This is a genomic window from Pseudomonas sp. NBRC 111123 (assembly GCF_001320205.1).
In the GTDB taxonomy this organism is placed as follows: Bacteria; Pseudomonadota; Gammaproteobacteria; order Pseudomonadales; family Pseudomonadaceae; genus Aquipseudomonas; species Aquipseudomonas putida_J.
The window spans coordinates 76,746-98,944 of the sequence record NZ_BCAZ01000011.1 but is presented as its reverse complement, the minus strand read 5'-3'; the positions used below and the strand labels follow the sequence as shown (position 1 = coordinate 98,944).

At 64.3% G+C, this 22,199-nt stretch carries 19 protein-coding genes and 1 tRNA gene; 12 read left to right on the top strand and 8 right to left on the bottom strand.

Annotated elements, in window-relative coordinates; genetic code table 11:
* The first annotated feature begins 19 nt into the window (after positions 1-19).
* Both proB and APH27_RS08590 read left to right on the top strand, forming a co-directional pair.
* Positions 20-1,138, top strand: coding sequence for a glutamate 5-kinase (gene proB / locus APH27_RS08595; protein ID WP_027918270.1), 1,119 nt, complete (start codon positions 20-22; stop codon positions 1,136-1,138).
* Positions 1,135-1,596 carry a CreA family protein gene (locus tag APH27_RS08590; RefSeq protein WP_027918271.1) on the top strand — a complete coding sequence of 154 codons (462 nt, stop codon included), beginning with the start codon at positions 1,135-1,137 and terminating at the stop codon, positions 1,594-1,596. Before proB ends, APH27_RS08590 begins: the two co-directional genes overlap by 4 nt.
* Before the next feature lie 141 nt (positions 1,597-1,737).
* Here the strand turns inward: APH27_RS08590 and mksF are convergent, their stop codons facing one another.
* From mksF to mksB, 3 genes are read right to left on the bottom strand one after another with little or no spacing between them, the layout of a single operon-like run.
* Positions 1,738-4,569 carry an Mks condensin complex protein MksF gene (gene mksF, locus APH27_RS08585; RefSeq protein ID WP_027918272.1) on the bottom strand — a complete coding sequence of 944 codons (2,832 nt, stop codon included), beginning with the start codon at positions 4,567-4,569 and terminating at the stop codon, positions 1,738-1,740.
* Complete coding sequence (mksE, locus tag APH27_RS08580) at positions 4,566-5,273, bottom strand: Mks condensin complex protein MksE (protein ID WP_060484556.1); 708 nt, start codon at positions 5,271-5,273, stop codon at positions 4,566-4,568. The genes mksF and mksE overlap by 4 nt, the downstream gene beginning before the upstream one ends.
* The gene (gene mksB / locus APH27_RS08575) at positions 5,263-6,540 is read right to left on the bottom strand and encodes an Mks condensin complex protein MksB (RefSeq protein WP_027918274.1); all 1,278 of its coding nucleotides are present in this window, start codon (positions 6,538-6,540) and stop codon (positions 5,263-5,265) included. Before mksB ends, mksE begins: the two co-directional genes overlap by 11 nt.
* A 301-nt stretch (positions 6,541-6,841) precedes the next feature.
* Here mksB and APH27_RS08570 point away from each other — a divergent pair, with 301 nt between their 5' ends.
* Together APH27_RS08570 and rimI are read left to right on the top strand one after the other, a co-directional pair.
* Positions 6,842-7,630 (top strand): hypothetical protein, encoded by a 789-nt coding sequence (locus tag APH27_RS08570; RefSeq protein WP_027918275.1) that lies wholly within the window; start codon positions 6,842-6,844, stop codon positions 7,628-7,630.
* The gene (rimI, locus tag APH27_RS08565; RefSeq protein WP_025337640.1) at positions 7,627-8,082 is read left to right on the top strand and encodes a ribosomal protein S18-alanine N-acetyltransferase; all 456 of its coding nucleotides are present in this window, start codon (positions 7,627-7,629) and stop codon (positions 8,080-8,082) included. Before APH27_RS08570 ends, rimI begins: the two co-directional genes overlap by 4 nt.
* A gap of 54 nt (positions 8,083-8,136) precedes the next feature.
* On the opposite strand, the gene APH27_RS08560 is transcribed toward rimI, so the two are convergent.
* Positions 8,137-9,294, bottom strand: coding sequence for a hypothetical protein (locus APH27_RS08560; protein ID WP_027918276.1), 1,158 nt, complete (start codon positions 9,292-9,294; stop codon positions 8,137-8,139).
* 67 nt (positions 9,295-9,361) lie between these two features.
* On the opposite strand from APH27_RS08560, the gene APH27_RS08555 reads away from it, so the two are divergent.
* Positions 9,362-9,946 carry a D-Ala-D-Ala carboxypeptidase family metallohydrolase gene (locus APH27_RS08555; protein WP_027918277.1) on the top strand — a complete coding sequence of 195 codons (585 nt, stop codon included), beginning with the start codon at positions 9,362-9,364 and terminating at the stop codon, positions 9,944-9,946.
* On the opposite strand, the gene APH27_RS08550 is transcribed toward APH27_RS08555, so the two are convergent.
* Positions 9,886-10,800 carry a LysR substrate-binding domain-containing protein gene (locus APH27_RS08550; RefSeq protein ID WP_060484555.1) on the bottom strand — a complete coding sequence of 305 codons (915 nt, stop codon included), beginning with the start codon at positions 10,798-10,800 and terminating at the stop codon, positions 9,886-9,888. The two genes, APH27_RS08555 and APH27_RS08550, sit on opposite strands and share 61 nt — an antisense overlap.
* A 187-nt stretch (positions 10,801-10,987) precedes the next feature.
* On the opposite strand from APH27_RS08550, the gene APH27_RS08545 reads away from it, so the two are divergent.
* Entirely contained in the window at positions 10,988-11,599 is a 612-nt protein-coding gene (locus APH27_RS08545) for a LysE family translocator (RefSeq protein WP_060484554.1), read from the top strand.
* 64 nt (positions 11,600-11,663) lie between these two features.
* On the opposite strand, the gene APH27_RS08540 is transcribed toward APH27_RS08545, so the two are convergent.
* Positions 11,664-11,740: transfer RNA gene (locus APH27_RS08540), tRNA-Met, on the bottom strand.
* 95 nt (positions 11,741-11,835) lie between these two features.
* Positions 11,836-12,768 (bottom strand): FecR domain-containing protein, encoded by a 933-nt coding sequence (locus APH27_RS08535; protein ID WP_256250568.1) that lies wholly within the window; start codon positions 12,766-12,768, stop codon positions 11,836-11,838.
* 181 nt (positions 12,769-12,949) lie between these two features.
* On the opposite strand from APH27_RS08535, the gene APH27_RS08530 reads away from it, so the two are divergent.
* The 6 genes from APH27_RS08530 to APH27_RS08510 all read left to right on the top strand — a co-directional run bounded on the left by APH27_RS08530 (position 12,950) and on the right by APH27_RS08510 (position 20,187).
* On the top strand, positions 12,950-14,161 hold the full coding sequence (locus tag APH27_RS08530) for an MFS transporter (RefSeq protein ID WP_060484552.1): 1,212 nt from the start codon (positions 12,950-12,952) through the stop codon (positions 14,159-14,161).
* Positions 14,162-14,350: 189 nt separating this feature from the next.
* Positions 14,351-14,494 (top strand): hypothetical protein, encoded by a 144-nt coding sequence (locus APH27_RS26585; RefSeq protein ID WP_165837390.1) that lies wholly within the window; start codon positions 14,351-14,353, stop codon positions 14,492-14,494.
* Positions 14,495-14,580: 86 nt separating this feature from the next.
* Positions 14,581-15,741, top strand: a complete 1,161-nt coding sequence (locus APH27_RS08525; RefSeq protein ID WP_060484551.1) for an MFS transporter — start codon at positions 14,581-14,583, stop codon at positions 15,739-15,741.
* A gap of 157 nt (positions 15,742-15,898) precedes the next feature.
* Positions 15,899-16,525, top strand: coding sequence for a DNA-3-methyladenine glycosylase (locus APH27_RS08520; RefSeq protein ID WP_060484550.1), 627 nt, complete (start codon positions 15,899-15,901; stop codon positions 16,523-16,525).
* A gap of 150 nt (positions 16,526-16,675) precedes the next feature.
* Positions 16,676-17,728, top strand: coding sequence for a bifunctional DNA-binding transcriptional regulator/O6-methylguanine-DNA methyltransferase Ada (gene ada, locus APH27_RS08515; protein ID WP_060484549.1), 1,053 nt, complete (start codon positions 16,676-16,678; stop codon positions 17,726-17,728).
* 56 nt (positions 17,729-17,784) lie between these two features.
* The gene (locus tag APH27_RS08510; RefSeq protein WP_027918285.1) at positions 17,785-20,187 is read left to right on the top strand and encodes a DUF3772 domain-containing protein; all 2,403 of its coding nucleotides are present in this window, start codon (positions 17,785-17,787) and stop codon (positions 20,185-20,187) included.
* A 577-nt stretch (positions 20,188-20,764) separates the two neighbouring features.
* Here the strand turns inward: APH27_RS08510 and APH27_RS08505 are convergent.
* Complete coding sequence (locus tag APH27_RS08505) at positions 20,765-22,195, bottom strand: aldehyde dehydrogenase family protein (protein ID WP_060484548.1); 1,431 nt, start codon at positions 22,193-22,195, stop codon at positions 20,765-20,767.
* Between the last annotated feature and the right edge of the window lie 4 nt (positions 22,196-22,199).

The following is a 22,199-nucleotide window of genomic DNA, read 5'->3' as shown; positions in this document are numbered from 1 at the left end:
CGACATAGGTTGGAAGAAGATGCGAAGCAAGGTGACGGGCGCCAAGCGCTGGGTCGTGAAGATTGGCAGTGCCCTGCTGACCGCCGATGGCAAGGGCCTCGACCGCAGCGCCATGGCCGTATGGGTCGAGCAGATGGTCGCGCTGCGTGAAGCAGGCGTGGAGTTGGTACTGGTCTCCTCCGGGGCCGTGGCTGCCGGCATGAGCCAGCTGGGCTGGACTTCGCGACCGAGTGCGATGAACGAGCTGCAGGCGGCGGCCTCGATTGGCCAGATGCGCCTGGTGCAGGCCTGGGAATCGAGCTTCGGCGAGCATGGCAAGCACACCGCGCAGATCCTCCTGACCCACGATGACCTGTCCGACCGCAAGCGTTACCTGAACGCCCGCAGCACCCTGCGTACCTTGGTCGACCTGGGTGTGGTGCCGGTGATCAACGAAAACGACACCGTGGTCACCGACGAGATTCGTTTCGGCGATAACGATACCTTGGCCGCGCTGGTGGCCAACCTGGTGGAAGCCGACCTGTTGGTGATCCTCACCGACCGCGACGGCATGTTCGATGCCGACCCGCGCAACAACCCAGAAGCCCAGCTGATCTACGAAGCCCGCGCCGACGACCCGTCACTCGATGCCGTGGCCGGTGGTACCGGTGGTGCACTGGGCCGTGGCGGCATGCAGACCAAGCTGCGCGCCGCGCGCCTGGCAGCTCGTTCCGGTGCTCACACGATCATCATCGGTGGTCGCATCGAGCGCGTGCTGGATCGCCTGAAGGCCGGCGAGCGCCTGGGCACGCTGCTGTCGCCCGAGCGCGGCATGCTGGCGGCACGCAAGCAGTGGCTGGCAGGCCACCTGCAAACCCGCGGCACCCTGGTGCTCGACGCCGGTGCCGTGCAGGCGCTGCGCGAAGCGCACAAAAGCCTGCTGCCGGTCGGCGTGAAGACCGTGCAGGGCAGCTTCCGCCGTGGCGAGATGGTGGTTTGCGTCGGCCCGGATGGCGTCGAGGTAGCCCGTGGCCTGGCCAACTACAGCGCGCTGGAAGCGCAGAAGATCATCGGCCAGCCGTCCGATCAGATCGAGGCTGTGCTGGGCTACATCGCCGAGCCGGAGCTGGTGCATCGCGACAATCTGGTGCTGGTATGAGCCTGCTCAAGCGGGCGCTCGCCCTGGCAGTATTTGCCCTGCCGATGCTGGCTGGGGCCGAGGAGATCGGCCAGGTTTCCACTGTGTTCAAGTTCCTTGGGCCGAACGACCGCATTGTGGTCGAGGCCTTTGACGACCCCAAGGTCGAGGGTGTGACCTGCTACCTGTCGCGGGCCAAGACCGGCGGCGTGAAGGGTGGTTTGGGGTTGGCGGAAGATCGCGCGGAGGCTTCGATTGCCTGCCGTCAGGTCGGGCCGATCAGCTTCAAGGGTGATTTGAAGGACGGCGAGGAGGTGTTCAAGGAGCGCACCTCGCTGGTGTTCAAGACCATGCAGGTAGTGCGTTTCCTGGACAAGAAACGCAATACCCTGGTGTACCTGGTGTACAGCGACCGCATGATCGAGGGCAGCCCGCAGAATGCGGTGACGGCTATTCCGATTTTGCCGTGGGCTCACTGATAGCCTGGTAGATTGCCGGGAGGCCTTCGGCCTCCATCGCGACACAAGGCCGCTCCTACAGGGAAACGCATACCCCTGTAGCGGCGGCTTTGCCGGGGCGCCGGGCCGGTCGGAGAGGGTCGCAGAGCGGCCCCAGGTTCCTCAGGCCAGCTCCTCGGCCTGATCCTCCCGCACAACCGCTTTCACCTCATCCAGCCGGCTGATGTACTTCCAGTCCGCCTCGTCGATGTAGATGCCGTTCGGCCCGCTGCCCCCTTCCAGGTCGATCGCCACGCGCGCCGATACCTGCGGCTTCACACTCGCCAGAATCGGCACGAAGCCCAGCTGCAGGCTGGTCTCCAACAGTGCTGCCTGGTTGCGTTCATCGATGTCCGCTGCCTCGTCGAGGTAGTACGGCAGGCGAATGCGCCCGGCCAGGTCACGGTCCATCAAGTGCAGCAACAGGTACATGTTGGTCAGCGCCTTGATGGTCATGGTGGTGCCGTTGGACGCCGCGCCGTCGATGTCGGCGTGGATGATCGGCTGGCCATTGACCTTGGTGATCTCGAACGCCAGTTCGAACAGGTCCTTCAGGCCCAGCTGGTTGTGGTTGGCCGCCACCAGCCGCGCCAGGTACTCCTTGGCCTCTTCGTTCTTGTTGTCCTGCTCGGCGCTCTGGGTCAGGTCGAACACCGACAGGGTTTCGCCTTCCTCGTACTGGCCAGCGCTGTGGATGATCTGGTCGATGTGCTTGAGCGCTTCCTTGTTCGGTGCGAGTACCACGCGGAAGCTTTCCAGGTTGGACACCTGGCGCTTGTTGATCTCGCGGTTGAACAGGGCCAACTGGTGCTCGAGGCTGTCGTAGTCGCTGCGGATGTTGCGCAAGGTCCGGGCAATGTCGGTGACCGCGGCGCGGCGCGCCTTGGCCAGGGTCAGGGCCTCGTCGGTGCGGTGCGCGTAAGCATTCACCAGCAGTTGCAGGCGGCGCTCCATGTCGTCTTCGCTGTCGAACTTGGCCACGCCCTTGAGGCGCACCTGGGCGTACAGCGCCTCGATCTGGTTGTCGACGCGTTGCAGGGCCTGCCAGCTGTCCTGGTAGTCGTTGAGCATCGGCAGCAGGTTGTCCATGGAATCGTCGACCGCTTCCATGAACGGCGTGCCGTATGGCAGGTCAGCCGGCAGCAGCTGACGGCGGCGCAGGGCGTCTTCCAGGGTGCGTTGCTTGGATTCCAGGTCGCCGATCTGGCGGCCGACCAGCTGCAGCTTGGCCGACAGCTGCTGGACGCGTTCGGTGAAGGCGTCGCTGGAGCGCTTGAGTTCATCCTGGGCGGCTTCCAGCTGCGCCAGTTGCTCCATCTTCTCCGGCTCTTCGGCGCTCAGGGTTTCGCTGCGGCGGTAGTCTTCCAGAGCCTTCTGGGCGTCCAGAACTTCCTGGTACAGCGCTTCGGTCTGAGCCTTGGAGGCGGTGCGGTCGGCGGCGACCTGCTGCTGGGTCTTGAGCTGCTTGAGCTCTTTTTCAAGGCGCTCTTTCTGGTCGCGCAGTGCAGCGCGGTCAGCCAGGGCCTGCAGTGCCGGTGGGTCGATATTGGAGAGGTCGATGGACAGGCCGGGAGCTTCGAAGCGCTCGCCCTTGAAGCCGTCGAGCACGGCCTCCAGGGATTTTACCCACAGGTCGCTGTCGTCCAGCTCGATACCGCGCTCGCCCAGCGGCAGGCTGAACAGCGCGCCGTTGAACAGGCGCATCAGGCGATCGACGTCTTGCTGCGAGAACTCTTCGCGCAGGCGGGCGTAGCTGTTGTTGTCGGCATGGTCGAGCTGCTGCTTGACCTGCTTCAGGCGTTTTTCCAGGTCGCGCACGCGCTCGTCGAGGTCTTCGGCGCTGAATTGGCGCGACTGCGCCAGGGCGCCGGCCAGTTCGTCGTGGGCGTCCTTGGCGGCCAGCAGTTGCTGCTCCAGAACCTTGACGTCATCGACCAGGGCGAAGCGGTGCTTGAGCACCGACAGCTCGCCGAGCCAGCGCTGGATGCCGGTGATTTCACGCTCCAGGCGCATCAGCTCCTGAGTGCCGCCACGCTGGTCGTTCTGCAGGCGGTCCTGCTCGCCACGGAAGTGCTCGGCCTGGATCACCAGCTCTTCCTTGCGCGCCATGGCGTATTCCTGCCAGGTACCCAGCAGGTTGTCGAGCAGTGGCGAAAGGCGGTGCAGCTTGCCGCGCAAGATGTCGCGCTGGGCCACACCGCCGGCCAGCGCCTCGACCAGCGGGCCGGCCGCGACCAGGGCGTTGTAGTCCTGCTCCATGCGGCGCACGTCGCGGAAAGCTTCTTCGCAGGCGGCGATGTAGTCGACGCTACCCGAGCGCAGGCTGTGCTCGAAGGCGTCGAGGAACAGTTGCTTGAGCTTGGCGGCGGTGATTTCGCGCATGTGCAGCAGGTTGATGAACAGCGCGCGGAAGGTTTTCAGGCTCTGCTCGCTGGTCGAGCGCAGCGGGATCAGGGTCAGGTCCAGCGGGCACGAGGTGTGGCCGCCGACCAGCAGCCGGCGCAGTTCATCGGGCTTGAGCTCATAGGCCTTCAGGCCCAGGCGCTCAAGGTTGGTGAACAGCTCTTTCTGGCGCAGGCAGGTGTCGTTCTTCTGGTAGTGGGCCAGGTCCAGCTCGCCCTTGTAGGCGAAGAACTGGTGGCCGAAACCGCCGCCCGGGCCGCGGCCGACTACGCCGATCACGTGCGGGCCGTGGGGCAGGTTCAGTTCGCAGAGAATGTACGAGGTGTCGCTGGCGAAATAGAAGCGGCGCGACTGCTCCAGGCTGTACTTGCCGAAGCTCATGTCGGACATGCGCGCCAGGATCGGGAACTGCAGGGCGTTGATCGACGCCGATTTACCCAGGTTGTTGGCACCGTAGACCGACAGCGGGTGCTCCAGCGGGAACAGGCCAAGGCTGTAGCCGGCGGTGTTGAGCAGTGCGAAGCGGCGGATGCCGTAGCGTTCCTGGCTCATGCGTCAATCTCCTGTTGCTCTTCGCGGATGGCCCGGGCCAGGGCGTCCTCTTCGCTTTTCTCGCCGTCGAACGGGGTGAGGTCGAGCGGGTCGTCGGTGCGGTTGAGTTGTTCCGGGCTTTCTTCTTCCACCAGTACCGGGGTCGGCAGCGGCAGGTCGCTGTGCAGGCTGGCGGCCAGGTCGCGGTCCTGCTGCACCGACAGGCACACGTCGAGGAAGCGGTGCATCGGTGGCAGGAAGCGGTAGATGCCGCCTTCTTCATGGGCAAAGCCGAGCTGGGTCATGCGGCGCATGATCTTTTCTTCCAGCTCGTCGACAGTCTGCACTTCGGCCTGCAGGAACAGGTCGCGGTACTTGTCCAGCAGCGATGGCAGCTCGTCGCGGCCGATGCTGCCGCCGTCAAGCACGGCCATCGGGTCGCGGCCCTGGTCGGCCAGATGCTCGACGATGATGAAGGTGAACAGCGAGAGGCGCTGGGCGGTTTTGTTGACCTGCGCGGCGGCCTGCTCGGGGACGAAGTAGTAGAACCCGCGGGTGTCGCACACCAGCTCGAAGCCCAGGGCCTTGAACAGGGTGCGGTACTGGTCCTGGAAGTTCGACAGCTGGGCGTACATTTCCGGGTCGCGGCGGCTGACGTGGAAGCCCTTGAACAGCTCGCGGAAGATCGGCGCGAGCTGGGACAGTTCGGAAAGATCAAGATGCATTGGCTGGGCTCGCGTTGGTTTCAGGTTGCGCTTCGCGGCTGGACGTCAGGGCGAACGAGCGCAGGCTGACCAGGTGTTCGTGGGTGGTGTACTCGCGCCGCTCCAGGCGTTCACGCTTGAAGCGCTTTTCCCGCGACAGGCGCGAGAACCAGTACAGCAGTTCGTCGGTGGCGCCTTCGGGCTCCTGGTCCAGCAGCCAGACCATCAGGTCTGGCAGCGGCAGGGCGTCTTCGCAGCGCTCGAGCATCTCTTTGACCGTGCGCGGGGCACGCGGCAGCGGGCCTTTCTGGGTCTTGTGCGCCTTGGGGAACTTGGCCGGCTTCGGCTCGAAGCGGGCCAGGGCATAGACGTAGGCCTCGACCTGGCTGGCGCTGCCGAGGAAGGTGCTTTGCGGGCGGGTGAACAGCGGCATGGCTGCTTGCGGCACGGCGTCGATGCCCTTGCGGCGGATCACCGACAGCGCCAGCGCGGCGCCGCGGGTCACGGCGTTGTGCCGGCGCGCTTCTTCACGCAGCGGCAGCAAAAGTTCGCGGGCGTGGCGCAGGGTCAGCTGGGCGCTGGTCTGCATTTCCAGGATGCGCGCGTGGGTGCGCAGCAGCATGTCATCATCGACCAGGTGGCCGAGGCGCGCCTGCTCGCCGAGCAGCTTCAGCAGCACGGTTTCGACCTTGCGCACGCCTTGTTCGAAGGCGCCGTCGGCGTTCACCAGCTGAATCATCGGCTCGACGTACTCGTCCCAGGTCGCCAGCACTTCAGCGTAGCGCTGGCGCAGCGGGATCTGGCGGTTGCTGGTCTTGGCCCGTTCGGCCACGGCGACCAGCGCCTGCTCGTCGTTGTCGAGCTTTTTCAGCACGTCGCGCACGCGCATGTCGAGCAAGCGCAGCTGGCGCGCCAGGTCGTCGCTGTCGCGGTTGTCGAAGGCATCCTGGATGTGCCCGGCCAGGCGCTCCAGGTGGCGCAGGTAGGCCTCGATCTCCAGGCACAGGCCCAGCCGGTGCTCGCGGCGCAGGTAGGCGAGGAAGTCGTGGATCTGGGCGTTGAGCTCGAAACGGTTCGGGCTCTTGGCCACCGGCACCAGGATATCCAGGCGGATCCACACGTCGAGCAGCTGGGTGATGTCCTGCGGCGTGCTTTCCACCTGCTGGCGGCCCAGTTGCTGGCGCAGTTCCACCAGGCTCAGGGTGCCCTGGTCGAAACGCTCGCACAGCGGCTCGATCAGGGCCCAGTGTTCGGCTAGGGCGCGCAGGACGCGCTTGGGTTCGATCATTGGCGTCTACTCGTTGCCAAGTAAAAAGGGGGCGATTGTACTTCATCCGGGGGGGAGGATTTCACCCCTTGGTCTGTAATGAGGGATAACCTTGGTCCTTGTGCGAGATTTGCTGGCCTCTTCGCGGGTAAACCCGCTCCCACAGGCTCTCTACAGGTTTCGAATACTGTGCAGTACTTGTGGGAGCGGGTTTACCCGCGAAGAGATCGGCCCGGTCAGCAAATTTCCGCCGACCAGTTGCAGCACAGCCTGGCCAACAACGTTAGAATGTGCGACGTTTCAAACCCCGGATCCCCGAGCCTTGCTGACCGAACCCCGCCGCCGCGCCTACCTTTCCGCCATGCAAGTGGTGCATTGGCTGCCGCGCGCCGAACTGCCGTTCGCCGCACCTTCGCGCCCCGAGCTGCTGTTGCCGCCAGTGCCGGTGAAGGAAGCCGATTTCGACAGCCGGCCATCCGTGCCGGCGGCCAGCGAGGCGCCAGCCACGCCCCAGGCCCGTTCCGGCGAGCGCCCGAAAATCGAGATTCCTCGCCCTGGCAGCACGCCTAAGGCAGTTGCCAAGCCGGTCGAAGCCGAGCAAGAGGCGCCGGCGCCACGTCCGGCACCGGTACCGCCGCCGCGTTTCTCGTTGCAACTGCTGCGCGCCGGCAACTGCCTGTTGCTGGTTGAGCTGGCCACGGGGCAGCCTTTCCAGAGTCGGGATCCCTCCTATCTGCTGCTCAAGGACATGCTGCGTGCCGCCGGCTTGCCCGATGCGCCGCAGATCATCGGCGAGCCGGTGCGCTGGCCGCTGCTGGTGCGTGGCAACATGGACCAGGGCCCGGATGCAGCGCGTGATTTCGTCCAGGGCTTTATCCAGGCGCGCCTTGAACAGGCCCCCTGCAGCGTGCTGTGGCTGATCGGCCTGCCGGCCATGCGCTATGCCGCCAGCGCAGACGCTGAAGCCTATTACCAAGTACTGAAGGTCGACGGCCTGGGCGATGCCTGGGTTTTGCCGGGCCTTGAACTGTTGATGGACGAGCCGCAGCGCAAGGCGGACGTCTGGCAAGCGATGCGCCAGCTGATGGCGCGCTGGAAGAGCGTTGAATGAGTGACTCGATCAGTTTCCGCCCGATGACCGAGGCGGATCTGGATGCCGTGCTTAAGATCGAATATGCCGCGTTCAGTCATCCCTGGACTCGGGGCATCTTTCAGGATGCGCTCAAATCCTACGAAGTGTGGTTGATGTTCGATGGCCAGCAGCAGGTGGGCCATGGGGTGATCAATGTGATCATCGATGAGGCGCACCTGCTGAACATCACGGTAAAGCCGGAGAATCAGGGCTGCGGTCTTGGTCTGCGTTTGCTTGAGCACCTCATGGCGCGGGCCTATCAGCTCAACGGGCGTGAGTGCTTCCTCGAGGTGCGGGCCAGCAACCAGTCGGCTTATCGCCTGTATGAGCGTTATGGCTTCAACGAGATCGGCCGCCGCCGTGACTACTACCCGGTCGCCGGCGGGCGTGAAGATGCCTTGGTGATGGCCTGTACGCTGCTTGAGGACTGAGTAACCAGTACTGGCCTCTTCGCAGGCAAGCCCGCGATGAGGCCATCGAGTCGATCACAGCTCCCGCGGCACAACCTCGACCGGCTTGCGCAGGTCCCGCAGGCTTCGGGTCATCTCCCCGGTATTGCACTTGGCCGCCGCCTGCTCCGGCGTGTACTTGCGTATCGTGCGGAAGAACAGCTCGCAGGTCTGCTTCTTCTGCGTCACTTGCCATTTGCTCGAACAGGCATCCAGGGTCATCTTCGGCTCGGCCCCCGGGTTACGCCCCATCCCCGCCTGCCAGCAGGCTGCGGTCAGGTCCTGCCCCATCATCTTCAAGCCTGCCGCATCCGCTGCATCCTGATCGCCTCCATGGCTGTCCTTATCCGCCGCGTACCAGATGGCGCTGGGATGGTTGGAACCGAGCACCGGCACCTGCGCCCCCGGTTGCGGGCTGATGCTGACCAGGCCCAACACGCTCACCTGCGGCCCGTACTGTTGCTGGATCCAGCTGCGCACCGGTGCGCCAAAGGCGACCATCGGCAGGGGTTTGGTGGCGCTTTGCAGGGTCATCTCGCGGACCATGCGCAGTTGGTAGTCCTTGAAATAGCCGTAGGTGCCTGTCAGGGCATCACCCGCGCTGGCCGGGGCGGCAATCGGGGCGATGTCGATGATCGTCTGGAAGGCCGGGGTCTGGCTGGCGTCGATGCCATTGAAGGTCAGCAGTTCGGCCCAGCGGTCGGTGGTGTTGGAGCGCAGGTAGTCCTGGGCTTGAGTCAACGAATAGTCCGGCGGGAAGTGCAGCAGTTCGATGCTGCGGCGGTTCTGCAGGGCCATGCCCAACGGCAGGAACAGGTACCAGTCGTAGGACCATTTGCCGTCCTTGTTCAGCTGGGTGGCACCGTCATAGGCCAGCTCGCCACTGTCGAGCAGCCTGCGCAGGGGCTCGGCATAGTTAGCGGGTACGTCGCTGATGGTGGCATGCAACCGGCCGTTGTCGCGGCCGACGTGTACCCGAGCCTTGGCATGGCCGTCGCGGCGTACGCTCTGGGTCAGGTAGTGCTCCACGGTCTGCTCCAGCGTCCAGTCGCGGTAACAGATCACGTGGCAGTTGTTGGGGAAGGCGAACAGGCGGGTGACGCGCTGGGCATCGCCCAGGTCGATGCGTGCATCCGCCATGGCCAGGCCGCTGAAGGCGAGGGCGGCGAGGCTCGTTGCGGCAGTCTTGTGCATGCTTAACTCCTTGTAAGTGGCCGCCCGGGGTGGCGGCCGCACTCATACTGGAGCAGGGAGCGTGGGGATGAGAAGAGCAAGCGGGATGCTGCTGGCTGCAGGTGTGCTGTGGAGCACAGTGGCGCTGGCCGACGAGCGTGACCTGTGGATGTTCGCGCAGTGGGCAGGTGACCATCAGACCCGGCCGTTTCGCGAGATGCTGGTGGATGCTCGTCTTTATGGTGTGGTGCCCATCCATCAGCTGCTGCGTTCGGCCTCGGACTGGAAGCTGTGCCATGCCTCGCCGTTCGCGGTGCCGCCTGCCAGTAACTGGCCGGCAGTGCGCTCCACCCTTTCGCTGATCAAGACCCTCGATGAGCAGAACATGCTGCGCCAGTTCGAAGTGGTCTCCGCCTATCGGGATCCCGATCTCAATCGTTGTGCCGGTGGCGCCGTGGGCAGCGCCCATACCCGCGCTTTCGCGGTGGATATCCTGCTGCCGGCCTGGGCCGATCCCAATCCGCTGTGCCGCTTCTGGCAGCAGTACGGCCAGGCTTGGAGCATGGGGTTGGGGCGTTATCCGAGCGGGCGTATCCACATCGATACCGCTGGTTATCGCACCTGGGGTGGTGATGGCAGCGCAGCCTCGTCATTCTGCAGCAAGCCCAGGTGAGTGAGGCAGGCGTGGCTTTCACGCTTCACCCATTCGGCAAAGCGCTGGCGCTTGCCGCCATCGTTTAGTGGTTGGGGGCTGAGCAGGTGATAGGCAGAGCCATCGCGCAGGAAACCGAATGGGGCCTGCAATGGGCCGCTGTCGAGCTCGTCGCGCACCATCAATGCCGAGGCGATGGCCAGGCCCAGGCCGGCGCTGGCGGCTTGTAGCGACAGGTAGAAGTGTTCGAAGTCGCTGCGTTCGTTGTGTATTGCCTGCCGCCCGCTCAGGCGCAGCCAGGTAGGCCATGCGCTGGGGCGAGTGCTGCTGTGCAACAGGCGTTGGCCGTCGAGGTTGTCGCTGCGCGCGCGGCTGACAGGGCCTATCCACTCGTCGCAGATCTTCATGCTGTGCAGCGTCGGCGGCCAGTGGAAATCGTCGCGCCGTAGCGCCAGGTCGACCCCGCCGCGGGCGAAGTCCACCGGGCCTCCGGCAGCCACCAGGTGCAATTGCAGGTCCGGGTGTGTGGCGTGAAAACGCGGCAGGCGCGGAATCAGCCAGCGCATGGCGATGGTCGGCTCGCAAGACAGCACCAGCACATTGTTGCGTTCCTGCTGCTGCAGGCGCTGCACGGTGCCTTCGAGCTGTTCGAAGATCGCCTGAGTTGTGCCATGCAGTTCTCGGCCGGCGGGGGTGAGGAAGATCGCCCGGTTGCGCCGTTCGAACAGTTCAATGCCCAGGCTTTCTTCGAGCAGGCGTACCTGGCGGCTGACCGCGCCGTGGGTGACATGCAGGCGCTCGGCGGCGCGCACGAAGCTTTCGGTTTCGGCAGCGATATCGAAGTAGCGCAAGGCGGTGAGTGGCGGCAGTTTCATGGCATCCCTTTCAGCCTGACATGACCTGTGGGAGCGGGCTTGACCGCGAAGCGGCCCAGTCGGGCCGTACTTATCTGTCAGGAAAGCTATCAGATGTGCTGCACTATAAATCGTTTTTAACGCCTCATCACGCCGTCGATAATCAGCGCATCCGTGCATTTTCATCGATTATCGAAGGCCCTTTCCAATGACCGAACTCATCGCTGTCGCCCTGTTCACCCTGCTTGCCGTCGTCAGCCCCGGCGCCGACTTCGCCATGGTCACCCGCAGCAGTTACGCCCAAGGTCGCAAGGCTGGCCTGGCTGCGGCAGTGGGTATCGCCCTGGGTGTGCAGGTGCATGTGCTGTATACGGTGTTCGGCGTTGCGGTGATCATCAGCCAGAGCCCGGGTCTTTTCCTTGGCATGAAGGTGCTGGGCGCTGGTTACCTGATCTACCTGGGCTACCAGTCGCTGACCAATACGTCCCGCATCGACTTGGAGGGGGGAGGGCAGCAATCAGGTTGGCCGTCGGCACTGCGTACCGGTTTCCTGACCAACGCCCTCAACCCCAAGACCATGCTCTTCGTGATCAGCGCCTACACCCAGGTGGTGCAACCGGGTACAGCGCTGACGCTGGATTTCGCCTACGGCGCATTCATGTCGTTCGCCCACTGGGCCTGGTTCAGCCTGGTGGCGGTGTTCTTTTCCAGTGCGCGATTGCGTGCGTTGATGATCGCAAGGCAGCGCCTGGTCGACCGGGTGATCGGTCTTGCGCTGATCAGCCTGGGGCTGGCCGTGGCGGTTGCCGGGGTGCGCTGAGAGGGAGGGATTTTTTTACAGGCAAAAGAAAAGGGCTTACCTTGCGGTAAGCCCTTTTCAGGTTTGGTGGCTACACAGGGACTTGAACCCCGGACCCCAGCATTATGAATGCTATGCTCTAACCAACTGAGCTATGTAGCCGATGGCGCGCATTATTCCCTTGTGATGGACCTGTGTCAACACTCTTTTTCAAAAAAATTTGCACGCTTTCAAAAACTTAGCGGCCGAGCCCGGTTTCAGCGAACGATCAGCCACTGCCCGAGCACGTCGTAGAGCTGCAAATGCTGCTCGGCAGCCAGCGCGTCCAGGGTCTGGCCGGGGTGGTCGAGGTTGAAGTCGCCGTTGACGCGTCGATAAGCGGTCTGCTCATCCATTAGCCAGACCCTTCGGCCTTGGGCGCTGGCTAAGCGTTCGATGACCTGGCCCAGGGGCATTTCGCTGGCATGCAGTTGGCCCGTGCGCCAGGCATCGGCAGTTTTCATATCGGCTTTCTGCACCGGGTTGATTCGCGCCTCGGTGAAGGTCACTCGCTCACCCGCCGACACCATGCGCTGGTCGCCACCCTGGATGACCATGGCCTTGCCATTGAGCACCAGCAGTTCGTCATGATCGCCATGCCGCGCCACCATCAGGCGTGTTCCGAACACCTGGATACGGGCATCGTCCACCTGAACCTCCATGGCGCGCCCGTCGAGCACTACATCCAGGTACACCTGGCCTTGTACCAGGTGCAATTGGCGTGTGCGCCCGCGCAGGTCGACATTCATCGCGCTGGCGCTGCCCAGGTGCAAGGTCGAACCGTCGGCCAGGCGTGTACTGCGGCGCTCGCCGATATCGGTGTGCAGTTCGCTGGCCAGACGCTGCATCAGCGGCCAATACAGGCAAGCCAGAGCGCCAAGCACAAGCAGGAAAAGTGCGGCCAGCACTTTACTGAAGTAGCTGCGGCGGACCTTGAGCAAGCGCGGCCGAGGACGGGGCGGGGGCACCTGAAGTTGCTGCCAGCAAGCTTCCAGTTCGGCATAGGCGTGTGCATTGAGCGGATCCTGGCACCAACGGCCGAATGCCTGGCGTTCGCCTTCATCGCAGCCGGGCTGGCGCAAGCGGGAAAACCACTCCAGCGCTTCCTGCTGAGGATCGGCTTGAATCGGCGTGGCGGGCATCGGGCTCATGGGTCGGTGTGCTCGCATGAGGGCGGTTTCGCCCAACGATTACGGAGAATTCAGGCCAGAGATGCTAAATATATTGAGAACCATTTACAAGTGCGTGATGTCCGCCAAATAAAAAAGGTAGCTATGTATCTATTTGTTTCCTGATAATCGGATCCCAAACCTGCGGACGGAATTCAAGCCCATGGCCATCAGCAGCATCCCTACCGCCAGCACAGGTTCGGCGAACCAAGCCAATCCGCTGGTAATGCGCATCATCGCCTTCTGCGCCCTGGCGCACCTGATCAACGACCTTATCCAGTCGGTGCTGCCGGCGATCTACCCGATGCTCAAGGCCAATTACGACCTGAGTTTCGCCCAGATCGGCATGATCACCCTGACCTTCCAGATCACTGCCTCGCTGTTGCAGCCTTGGGTCGGTTTCTTCACCGACCGCAGACCGACGCCCAACCTGTTGCCGCTGGGCACCCTGTGCACCCTGGTGGGGATCGTCATGCTGGCGTTCGTCGGCAGCTTCCCGATGATTCTGCTGGCGTCTGCGCTGGTCGGCATCGGTTCGTCGACCTTCCATCCAGAGACCTCGCGTATCGCCCGGCTGGCCTCGGGTGGCCGATTCGGCCTGGCGCAGTCGACCTTCCAGGTTGGCGGCAACACCGGTTCTGCCTTTGGCCCACTGCTGGCGGCGGCTATCGTCATCCCGTTCGGCCAGACCCACGTGGCCTGGTTCGGCCTGGCGGCGCTGTTCTTCTTTGCCGTGACCCTGATGCTGCGCCGCTGGTACAAGGAACACCTGAACCAGGCCAAGGCGCGCAAGGCGGTGCAGGCCACCCACGGTATTTCGCGCGGGCGGGTGATCGCGGCGCTGATCGTGCTCGGGCTGCTGGTGTTCTCCAAGTACTTCTACATGGCCAGCTTCACCAGCTATTTCACCTTCTACCTGATCGAAAAGTTCGACCTGTCGGTGGCCAGCTCGCAGCTGCATCTGTTCCTGTTCCTCGGCGCTGTGGCGGCGGGTACCTTCTTTGGCGGGCCGATCGGCGACCGTATCGGGCGCAAGGCGGTGATCTGGTTCTCGATCCTTGGCGTGGCGCCGTTCACCCTGGTGCTGCCGTATGCCGACCTGTTCTGGACTACCGTGCTCAGCGTGGTGATCGGTTTCATCCTGGCCTCGGCGTTTTCGGCAATCGTGGTCTATGCCCAGGAGCTGGTGCCGGGCAGCGTGGGCATGATTGCCGGGGTCTTCTTCGGGCTGATGTTTGGCTTTGGCGGGATTGGTGCGGCGCTGCTGGGGTACCTGGCTGATTTGCGCGGTATCGAGTACGTCTACGGGTTGTGCTCGTTCCTGCCGTTGTTCGGCTTGTTGGCGGTGTTTCTGCCAAATACCGGTAAGCGCTGATATCGCGGGGGCTGCTGTGCAGCCCTTTCGCGACGCAAGGCCGCTCCTGCAAGGGGGCGGGTGCTTGTGTAGGAGCGGCCTTGTGTCGCGATAGGGCCTCGCAGAGGCCCCTGGGCAATTGACGACTCCGCCTGCCTTCGCCTAGAGTGCCGCCTCTCTTTTCAACTCACCTGCGTAGTAGCCACAGCAATGCGCCGTACCCAATCCCTCCCACACGCCCGCCAGCCTGCTCTTCAGGCCATGCGTCGTGCGTGGCCGAGCGATACGGTGCTCAAGCGTCGCCGCAGCGTGCTGTTCGCCTTCACCTTCTCGCCACACCAAGCCCTGAACTGACCCCGCGCCCTTGCGTCGCCCGCCTTCCCGGTGTGCGTGTGGGCGCCTGTATCTGCGCGTCTTTTCAGTTTTGCCTGGAGTGGTACATGAACATGCGTTTGCTGGCGGGCCTTCTGTTCGCCGTATCGGTAGTGGGCTTCAGCCTGGGGGCCAGCCTGCCGCTGGTGTCGTTGCGCTTGCACGAGGCCGGTGCCGGCACCCTTGAAATCGGCATCATCTCGGCTATTCCTGCTGCGGGCATGATGCTCTCGGCGTTCATGGTCGATGCCTGCTGCCGGCACCTGACCCGGCGCACCATCTACCTGCTGTGCTTCAGCCTGTGCACCGTGAGCATCGCCCTGCTCGATTCGGCGTTCGATTCGCTGTGGATGCTGGCCGTGCTGCGCCTGGGCCTGGGTATCGGCATGGGCATCGCGATCATCCTCGGCGAATCCTGGGTCAACGCACTGTGCCCGGACCACAACCGCGGCAAGATCATGGCCCTGTACGCCACCAGCTTTACTGGCTTCCAGGTGCTCGGCCCGGCACTGATCGCGCTGATTGGCGCCGATAGCCCGTGGATCGTCGGTGTGGTCACCATCGGTTATGGCCTGGCCCTGTTGTGCATCCTGCTGACCGTGCCCAACGACCCTGTCGAGCATGGTGATGAAGGCGAGAAAAGCTTCGGCCTGGCGGGCTTCTTCCGCGTGGCGCCGGCGCTGTGTGTGGCGGTGCTGTTCTTCTCGTTCTTCGATGCCGTGGTGCTGTCGCTGCTGCCGGTATATGCCAGCAGCCATGGTTTTGCCGTGGCCGTTGCAGCACTGATGGTGACCGTGGTGTTCGCTGGCGACATGGTGTTCCAGCTCCCTCTGGGCTGGCTGGCCGACCGCGTCGAGCGCACCGGGCTGCACCTGGTGTGCGGGCTGGTGGCGATGGCCATCGGCATCGCCCTGCCGTGGCTGCTGCAGGTGACCTGGCTGCTGTGGCCGATGCTGGTGCTGCTGGGCGCAGTGGCAGGCGGTATCTACACCCTGGCGCTGGTGCTGATCGGTCAGCGCTTCAAAGGGCAGGACCTGGTCACGGCGAATGCCAGCGTGGGCCTGCTGTGGGGTGTCGGCAGCCTGGTCGGGCCGCTGGTGAGCGGGGCGGCGATGGATGTCGTACCGCATGGTTTGCCGATGGCGCTGGCGCTGACGGCGGGGCTGTTCGTGTGCTTTGCCCGGCAGTCGTATCGGCGGGTGGGTAAGTTGCCGGCGGTTGCTGACTGAGTTATCTGGTTTTTCCTGTACCGGCCCTTTCGCGGGCAAGCCTGCTGCCATAGGGGCGCAGGCAAGGCATACCAGAAATTAGCCGCGCAAGATCCGGGGTTTGCCCGATCAGCGGCTGGGCTAAGCTGGACCTGCCTCGCATCTACAGGAGCTACGGATGATCCTCGCCGACCTTTCGCCTGACGCCTTGCGCGCAGCCACTGGCCATCTGGCTGCGCTGGACCCGGACTGGGCGCGGCATATCGAGGCGACCGGGCCGTGCCTGCATCAGGCGACGCCTGGGCGTGAACCCTATGAAGCGCTGGTCCGGGCCATTGCCTATCAACAGCTGCATGCTCGGGCGGCCGAAGCGATCCTTGGGCGGTTGCTGGCGCTGTTCCCCGAGCAGGCATTTCCAACCCCTGAGCAACTGCTGGCGGTCAGCCCCGAGGTAATGCGCGGGTGTGGCTTTTCGGCAAGCAAGCTGGCGACCCTATACGGCATCGCCCAGGCCAGCCTGGAGGGCGTGGTGCCGTGCCGGGAAGAGGCGCTGAGGCTTGCCGATGATGCCTTGATAGAGCGGCTGGTGGCGCTGCGCGGCGTCGGGCGCTGGACGGTGGAGATGCTGTTGATCTACAGCCTGGAGCGCTCGGATATCCTGCCGGTGGACGATTTTGGCGTACGCGAGGGATATCGTCGGTTGAAAGGGTTGGACAAGGCACCGACGCCGGCGCAGATGCGCTCGCTGGGTGGTGGCTGGAGCCCCTACAGGACTGTGGCTGCCTGGTACTTGTGGCGGGCCTGACATTTTTGCATTGGCTTTGCCGGCCTCTTCGCGGGTGAACCCGCTCCCACAGGGGCAGAACCAACTTTGAGCATGGTGCGATCCCTGTGGGAGCGGTTTTACCCGCGAAAGGGCCGGAACAGGCGAAACAGACAGTCGAGGCTAACCGCGATGAAAGCATTCACAACTGACCCCAAACGCTGGCAAGCCGTCGAGTCCCGTGACACGTCTGCTGCCGGCCATTTCGTCTACGCCGTGCGCACCACCGGTGTGTACTGCACTCCCGGCTGCAAATCGCGCATGGCCAAGCGCGAAAACGTCGAGTTCTTCAACGACGCCGCCAGCGCCGAAGCTGCCGGCTACCGCGCCTGCCGCCGCTGCACGGCCAAAACCGGCGAAAACCGCCGCTCCGACCTGGTTGCCCGCGCCTGTCGCTTGCTGGAAAGCAGCGACACCCCACCCAGCCTCGGCCAGCTCGGTGCGCAACTGTCTGTCAGCCCCTTCCACCTGCACCGTCTGTTCAAGGCCGAAACCGGCCTCACACCCAAGGGTTACGCCAGCGCTTTTCGCGCCCGGCGCCTGCGCGAGCGGCTGGGCGATGGGCAAAGCTCGGTGACCGATGCCATCTTTGATGCCGGCTACAACTCCAACAGCCGCTTCTACGAAAGCGCCGACCAACGCCTGGGCATGCGCCCCCGCGAGTTCCGGGCAGGCGGCGCCGGCGCGAGCATTCACTTCGCCATCGGCCAGTGCTCCCTGGGTGCGATTCTGGTGGCCCAGAGCGAGAAGGGCATCTGCGCGATCTTGCTCGGCGATGATCCCGAGGTGTTGCTCGAACAGTTGCAGGATCAGTTCCCCAAAGCGCACCTGATCGGCGGCGATGCCGGTTACGAGCGGCTGGTTGCCGAGGTTGTAGGCTTTGTCGAGGCGCCGGCACTGGGGCTGGCCCTGCCGCTGGATGTCCAGGGCACCGCCTTCCAGGAGCGGGTGTGGCAGGCTTTGCGCGAGGTGCCAGTGGGCAGCCGGGTCAGCTATACCGACATCGCCGAGCGCATCGGCGCACCGAGGGCTGTGCGCGCCGTGGCCATGGCCTGCGCGGCCAACCCCATCGCCGTGGCCATCCCTTGCCACCGAGTGGTGCGCCGTGACGGCGACATCAGCGGCTACCGCTGGGGTGTGGAACGCAAACGGCAACTGCTGGCGCGAGAAACGGCACTCTCCTGATTGCCTGAAGCCGCGTAGAATCCCCCGCCAGATCGATGTCTAAAGAGGAACATTCGATGAGGCGAGTCAGCCTTGCCCGATTTTGCCTGGGCTTTCTAGCCCTGATGTGGGTGGCGGCCACGCCCGCCTGGTCTGCTCCAGCGACCCCCGTTTCCAGCCTGACCGCTGGCGAACTGCCGGCGCTGGACGAAAATGCCAATTATGAGCAATTGAACGACCGGCTGGACCAGATCCGTCAGGGCGTGACCAGCAACGCCAACGATGACCTGCTGTCGCAGCTGCGCATGGCCGCCGTACAGGTCCAGCGCCAGGCCGATGCACTGAGTGCCTTGCGCACTGCCGACGTGGAAAAACTCGACGACAAGCTCAAGGTGCTTGGCCCTGTGCAACCCAACGAGGGCGCGAGCATCACCCAGCAGCGCAAGCAGCTCGATGCCGAGAAAAAGGCACTGGTCACCCAGCAGGAGCAAGCCACCAAGCTGACCCAGTCGGCCCGCGACCTGTCCACGCAGATCGTCAACCTGCGCCGCAGCCAGTTCAACTCGCAAATCCTCAGCCGCGCCGCCACGCCGTTGAGCCCGGCGTTCTGGTCGAGCCTCATTCGCCCTACCGATGACGACGTGGCGCGCTTGCGCGACCTGCGCGGCGAAGCCAGCGATGCGCTGAGCAGTGCCTTCAGTGCCGACCATCGCTGGTTCTTCATCGCAAGCGTGATGGCCGCATTCCTGGTCTGGATCTGGGTGCGGCGGATGATCGAGCGTCTGCTGGCCAACGCCATGGTGCGCTGGCTGCCTGAGGGCCGCCTGCGCCGCAGTGCCTTGGCGCTGAGCGTGAGCCTGGCCACCTTGGCCACCATCGCAGGCTCGGTGTCGTTGCTGCGCTGGGGCCTGGAAAGCAGCGCCGAACTGGGCTCGGACATCGCCAGCCTGACCAATCACTTCTTGACCCTGGTGGTGTTCAGCGCCTTCATCACCGGCCTGGGCCGCGCCATGCTGATGTTGCAGCGGCCGTCCTGGCGCCTGCCGCCGATTCCCGACGAAGTGGCCACTGCCCTGGGCTGGTTCCCCAAGCTGTTGGCCCTGGCGCTGATGGTCATGCTGACCATGGAGCGCATCAACAGCGTGATTGGCACCAGCCTGGCACTGACCGTGGCCACCAACGGCCTGACAGCGCTGGTGGTGGCCGTGATCTTCACGCTGGCGTTGCTGCGTTATCGCCGCACCCTGCGCAAGCACGAACTGGAGCGCCCGACCGGGTTGGCCGGGCTGATTCCGTTCGTGACCGTGGTGTGGGTGGGCTTGATCTTGCTGGCCCTGTTGGCCGGTTACCTGACCTTGGCCTACTTCCTCACGGCCAAGCTGCTGTGGATCAGTGTGGTGGCCGTGTGCGCCTACCTGCTCACCACGTTCCTTGCCGACCTCTGCGAGACCCTGCTGTCGCCACGCCAGCCGGGCGGCCTGGCCCTGGCCTCGACCCTGGGCCTGGCGCCTCGCCACCAGGCCCAGGCCAGCACGATCCTGGTCGGCATCAGCCGTACGGTGCTGCTGTTCCTGGCGGTGCTGCTGGCACTGATGCCGTCCGGCACCAGCCCTGGCGAGCTGCTGCTGAGCCTGGGCGACTGGGACGGCACTGGCGGCAAGGTGCTGGGTAACCTCAATATCGTGCCGCAGGACATTCTGCTGGCCTTGGCGATGTTCCTCGGCGGCCTGTTCGGCATCCGCGTGGTCAAGCGCTGGCTGAGCGAGCGGCTGCTGCCGGAAACCGACATGGATGCGGGCATGCGGGCCTCGCTGGTGACCCTGGTCGGTTACCTCGGCTTCCTGTTCCTGGCCATGCTGGTGATGTCGACCCTGCGCATCAACCTGACCAGTCTGACCTGGGTGGTCAGTGCGCTGTCGGTCGGTATCGGTTTTGGCTTGCAGCAGATCGTGCAGAACTTCATCTCCGGCCTGATCCTGCTCACCGAGCGCCCGGTCAAGGTGGGCGACTGGGTGAGCCTGGCAGGGGTCGAGGGTGACATCCGCCGGATCAACGTGCGCGCCACCGAGATCCAGATGTCCGACCGCTCCACGGTGATCGTGCCGAACTCGCAGTTCATTTCGCAGAACGTGCGCAACGTGACCATGGGCAATGCCCTGGGCGTGGTGGGTATTACCTTGACCCTGCCCCTGGAGACCGATGCCAACCATGTGCGTGAATTGCTGCTGGCGGCCTATCACGAGCATGAAGCGATTCTTGACGCACCGGCTTGCTCGGTGACGTTCAAGGACCTGACCTCAGCGGGCATGGTCATGGGTGTGAGCGGTTATGTGGCAGGGCCGCGGCAGGTGTCGGGCACCCGCAGCGACTTGCTGTTCACCATTCTGGGGCGCTTGCGCGATGAGGGTATTGCCCTGTCTTCGCCGCAGAGCATGGTGCTGGTGCAGGAAGGGGCGCGTTCGGCTGACGAGTCAGCGTGATGCCAATCGCCGACAAGCCGGCTTTCATTGAGCAACACATAACGCTCTGATTTAGCAGAGGTCTTGTGGGCGCGGCGCTTGCTGAGGCTTTGTTCTCTGCGCGACAGCGCAGCCCAAAAGGCTGGGTGATCTCCCACAGGGACAGCGCCGTCGTCAGGCCTGTGATATCCCTGTGGGAGCTGGCTTGCCGGCGATTGGGCTGCACAGCAGCCCCGCTACATTCTCCAGCGGAGCCTCAGCGCCAGCACCCTGTGATTGCTCCGGCATCCCGGCCCAGGACCCGCTCATTCAGCGCCCTGGCCATTTGCAGGGTGTGCACGGTGTTCACCAACATCCCGATGCCAGGCTCGCCAGCATTGCCGCAGATGTATTCGTCCAGCGTGTCTTCGATGCCGCGCAGTCACTGGGAAACGTACAGCAGGGCGTCGGGCGAGGGCTCGGTTAGGCTGGCTTGGGATTGGGTGAGGGCCATCATGTGTTCGCCGTGAGAGATCCAGCGCCTATGAGATCGACCGCCGCGCCGGTGGCGCTCGATCTCATTGGCGCCAAAGACGGCGCGGCTCACACCCCTAGGCCATCATCCCAAACACCGGGTCACATGCTTCACCGACTGGTAAGCCGACAACCCCCAAGGCCCTAGCTCACGGCCAATCCCGCTGCCCTTGGTGCCGCCCCACGAAGTCTCGACGAACACCGCCTGCACCGAGTTGATCCACACATGCCCGACCTCAAGCGCATCGGCCACGCGCTCGGCGCGCTCCAGGTCGGCGGAGCATACCGTGGCGACCAGCCCGAAACGGCTGTCGTTGGCCTCGGCAATTGCCTGCGCTTCGGTGCTGAAGCGACGTGCGCACAGCACCGGGCCAAAGATTTCCTCGGTCCACAGGCGGCTGTTCTTGGGCACATCGGCATACAGCGTCGGGCTCACGAACCACCCCTCACGATCCAGCGCCTGCCCGCCCGCCAGGCACTGCAGGCCTTCTTCGCGAGCCGTCGCGAAGTAGCTGGCAACCTTCAACCACTGCGCCTGGCTGGTCAGCGGCCCCATGTCGACCTCTTCGGTCAGCGGGTTACCGACCCGCAGCTTTTCCAGTGCCGCCTGCAAGCGCGGCAGCAGCGCATCGGCGATGCCGTCCTGCACCAGCAGGCGCGAGGTGGCCGAGCACATCTGTCCGGCGTTCCAGCTGATACCGGCAACGATCCATTCCACCGCCTGGTCCGGGTCGCAATCGTCGAACACCACGATCGCCGATTTGCCACCAAGCTCCAGGGTCACCGGCCGGCACTGTGCCGACGCACTGCGCATTACCTGGCTGCCGACGTTGTTGCTGCCAGTGAACGACAGCTTGTCGAGGCCGTTGTGGCTGCTCAACGCGGCGCCCGTTTCAGCCTTGCCGTTGACGATGTTCAGCACGCCAGCCGGCAGGCCCAGGGTGTCGGCGATCTGGCCGTAGGTCTGCTCGATCAGCGGGGTCACTTCCGACGGTTTGAGCACCACGGTGCAACCGGCCGCCAGCGCCGGGGCCAGCTTCCAGGCGCTGGTCACCAGCGGGAAGTTCCAGGGCACGATCAGGCCGACCACACCCACCGGCTCCAGGCGGGTGCGCGCAGTGAAACCGGGCGCAGCCAATGGTACGTCGCGGTTTTTCGACGGCAGTTGTTCGGCCAGGTCGGCGTAGTAGGCGAAGGTGGCGATCGCGTCATCCAGGTCGATTTCGGCCTCGTGACGCGGCTTGCCGTTGTTGCGCATCTGCAGCGTGATCAAGGCTTCACGGCGTTGACCGAGCTGTTCGGCAAAGCCGCGCAGGAAGGCTGCGCGAGTGCTGGCGCTGACCTGTTTCCAGGTTGGCAGGGCTTCGCGAGCAGCGGCCACAGCCTGGTCGACCTGGGCCACGCTGGCGGCCATCAGTTCGGCGAAGGGCAGGCCCAGCGCAGGTTCGCTGACGCTGATGCAGTCGCTGCCCTGGCCTTCGACCCAGCGGCCGGCAATGTAGTGGGAAGTGGTCATGGTC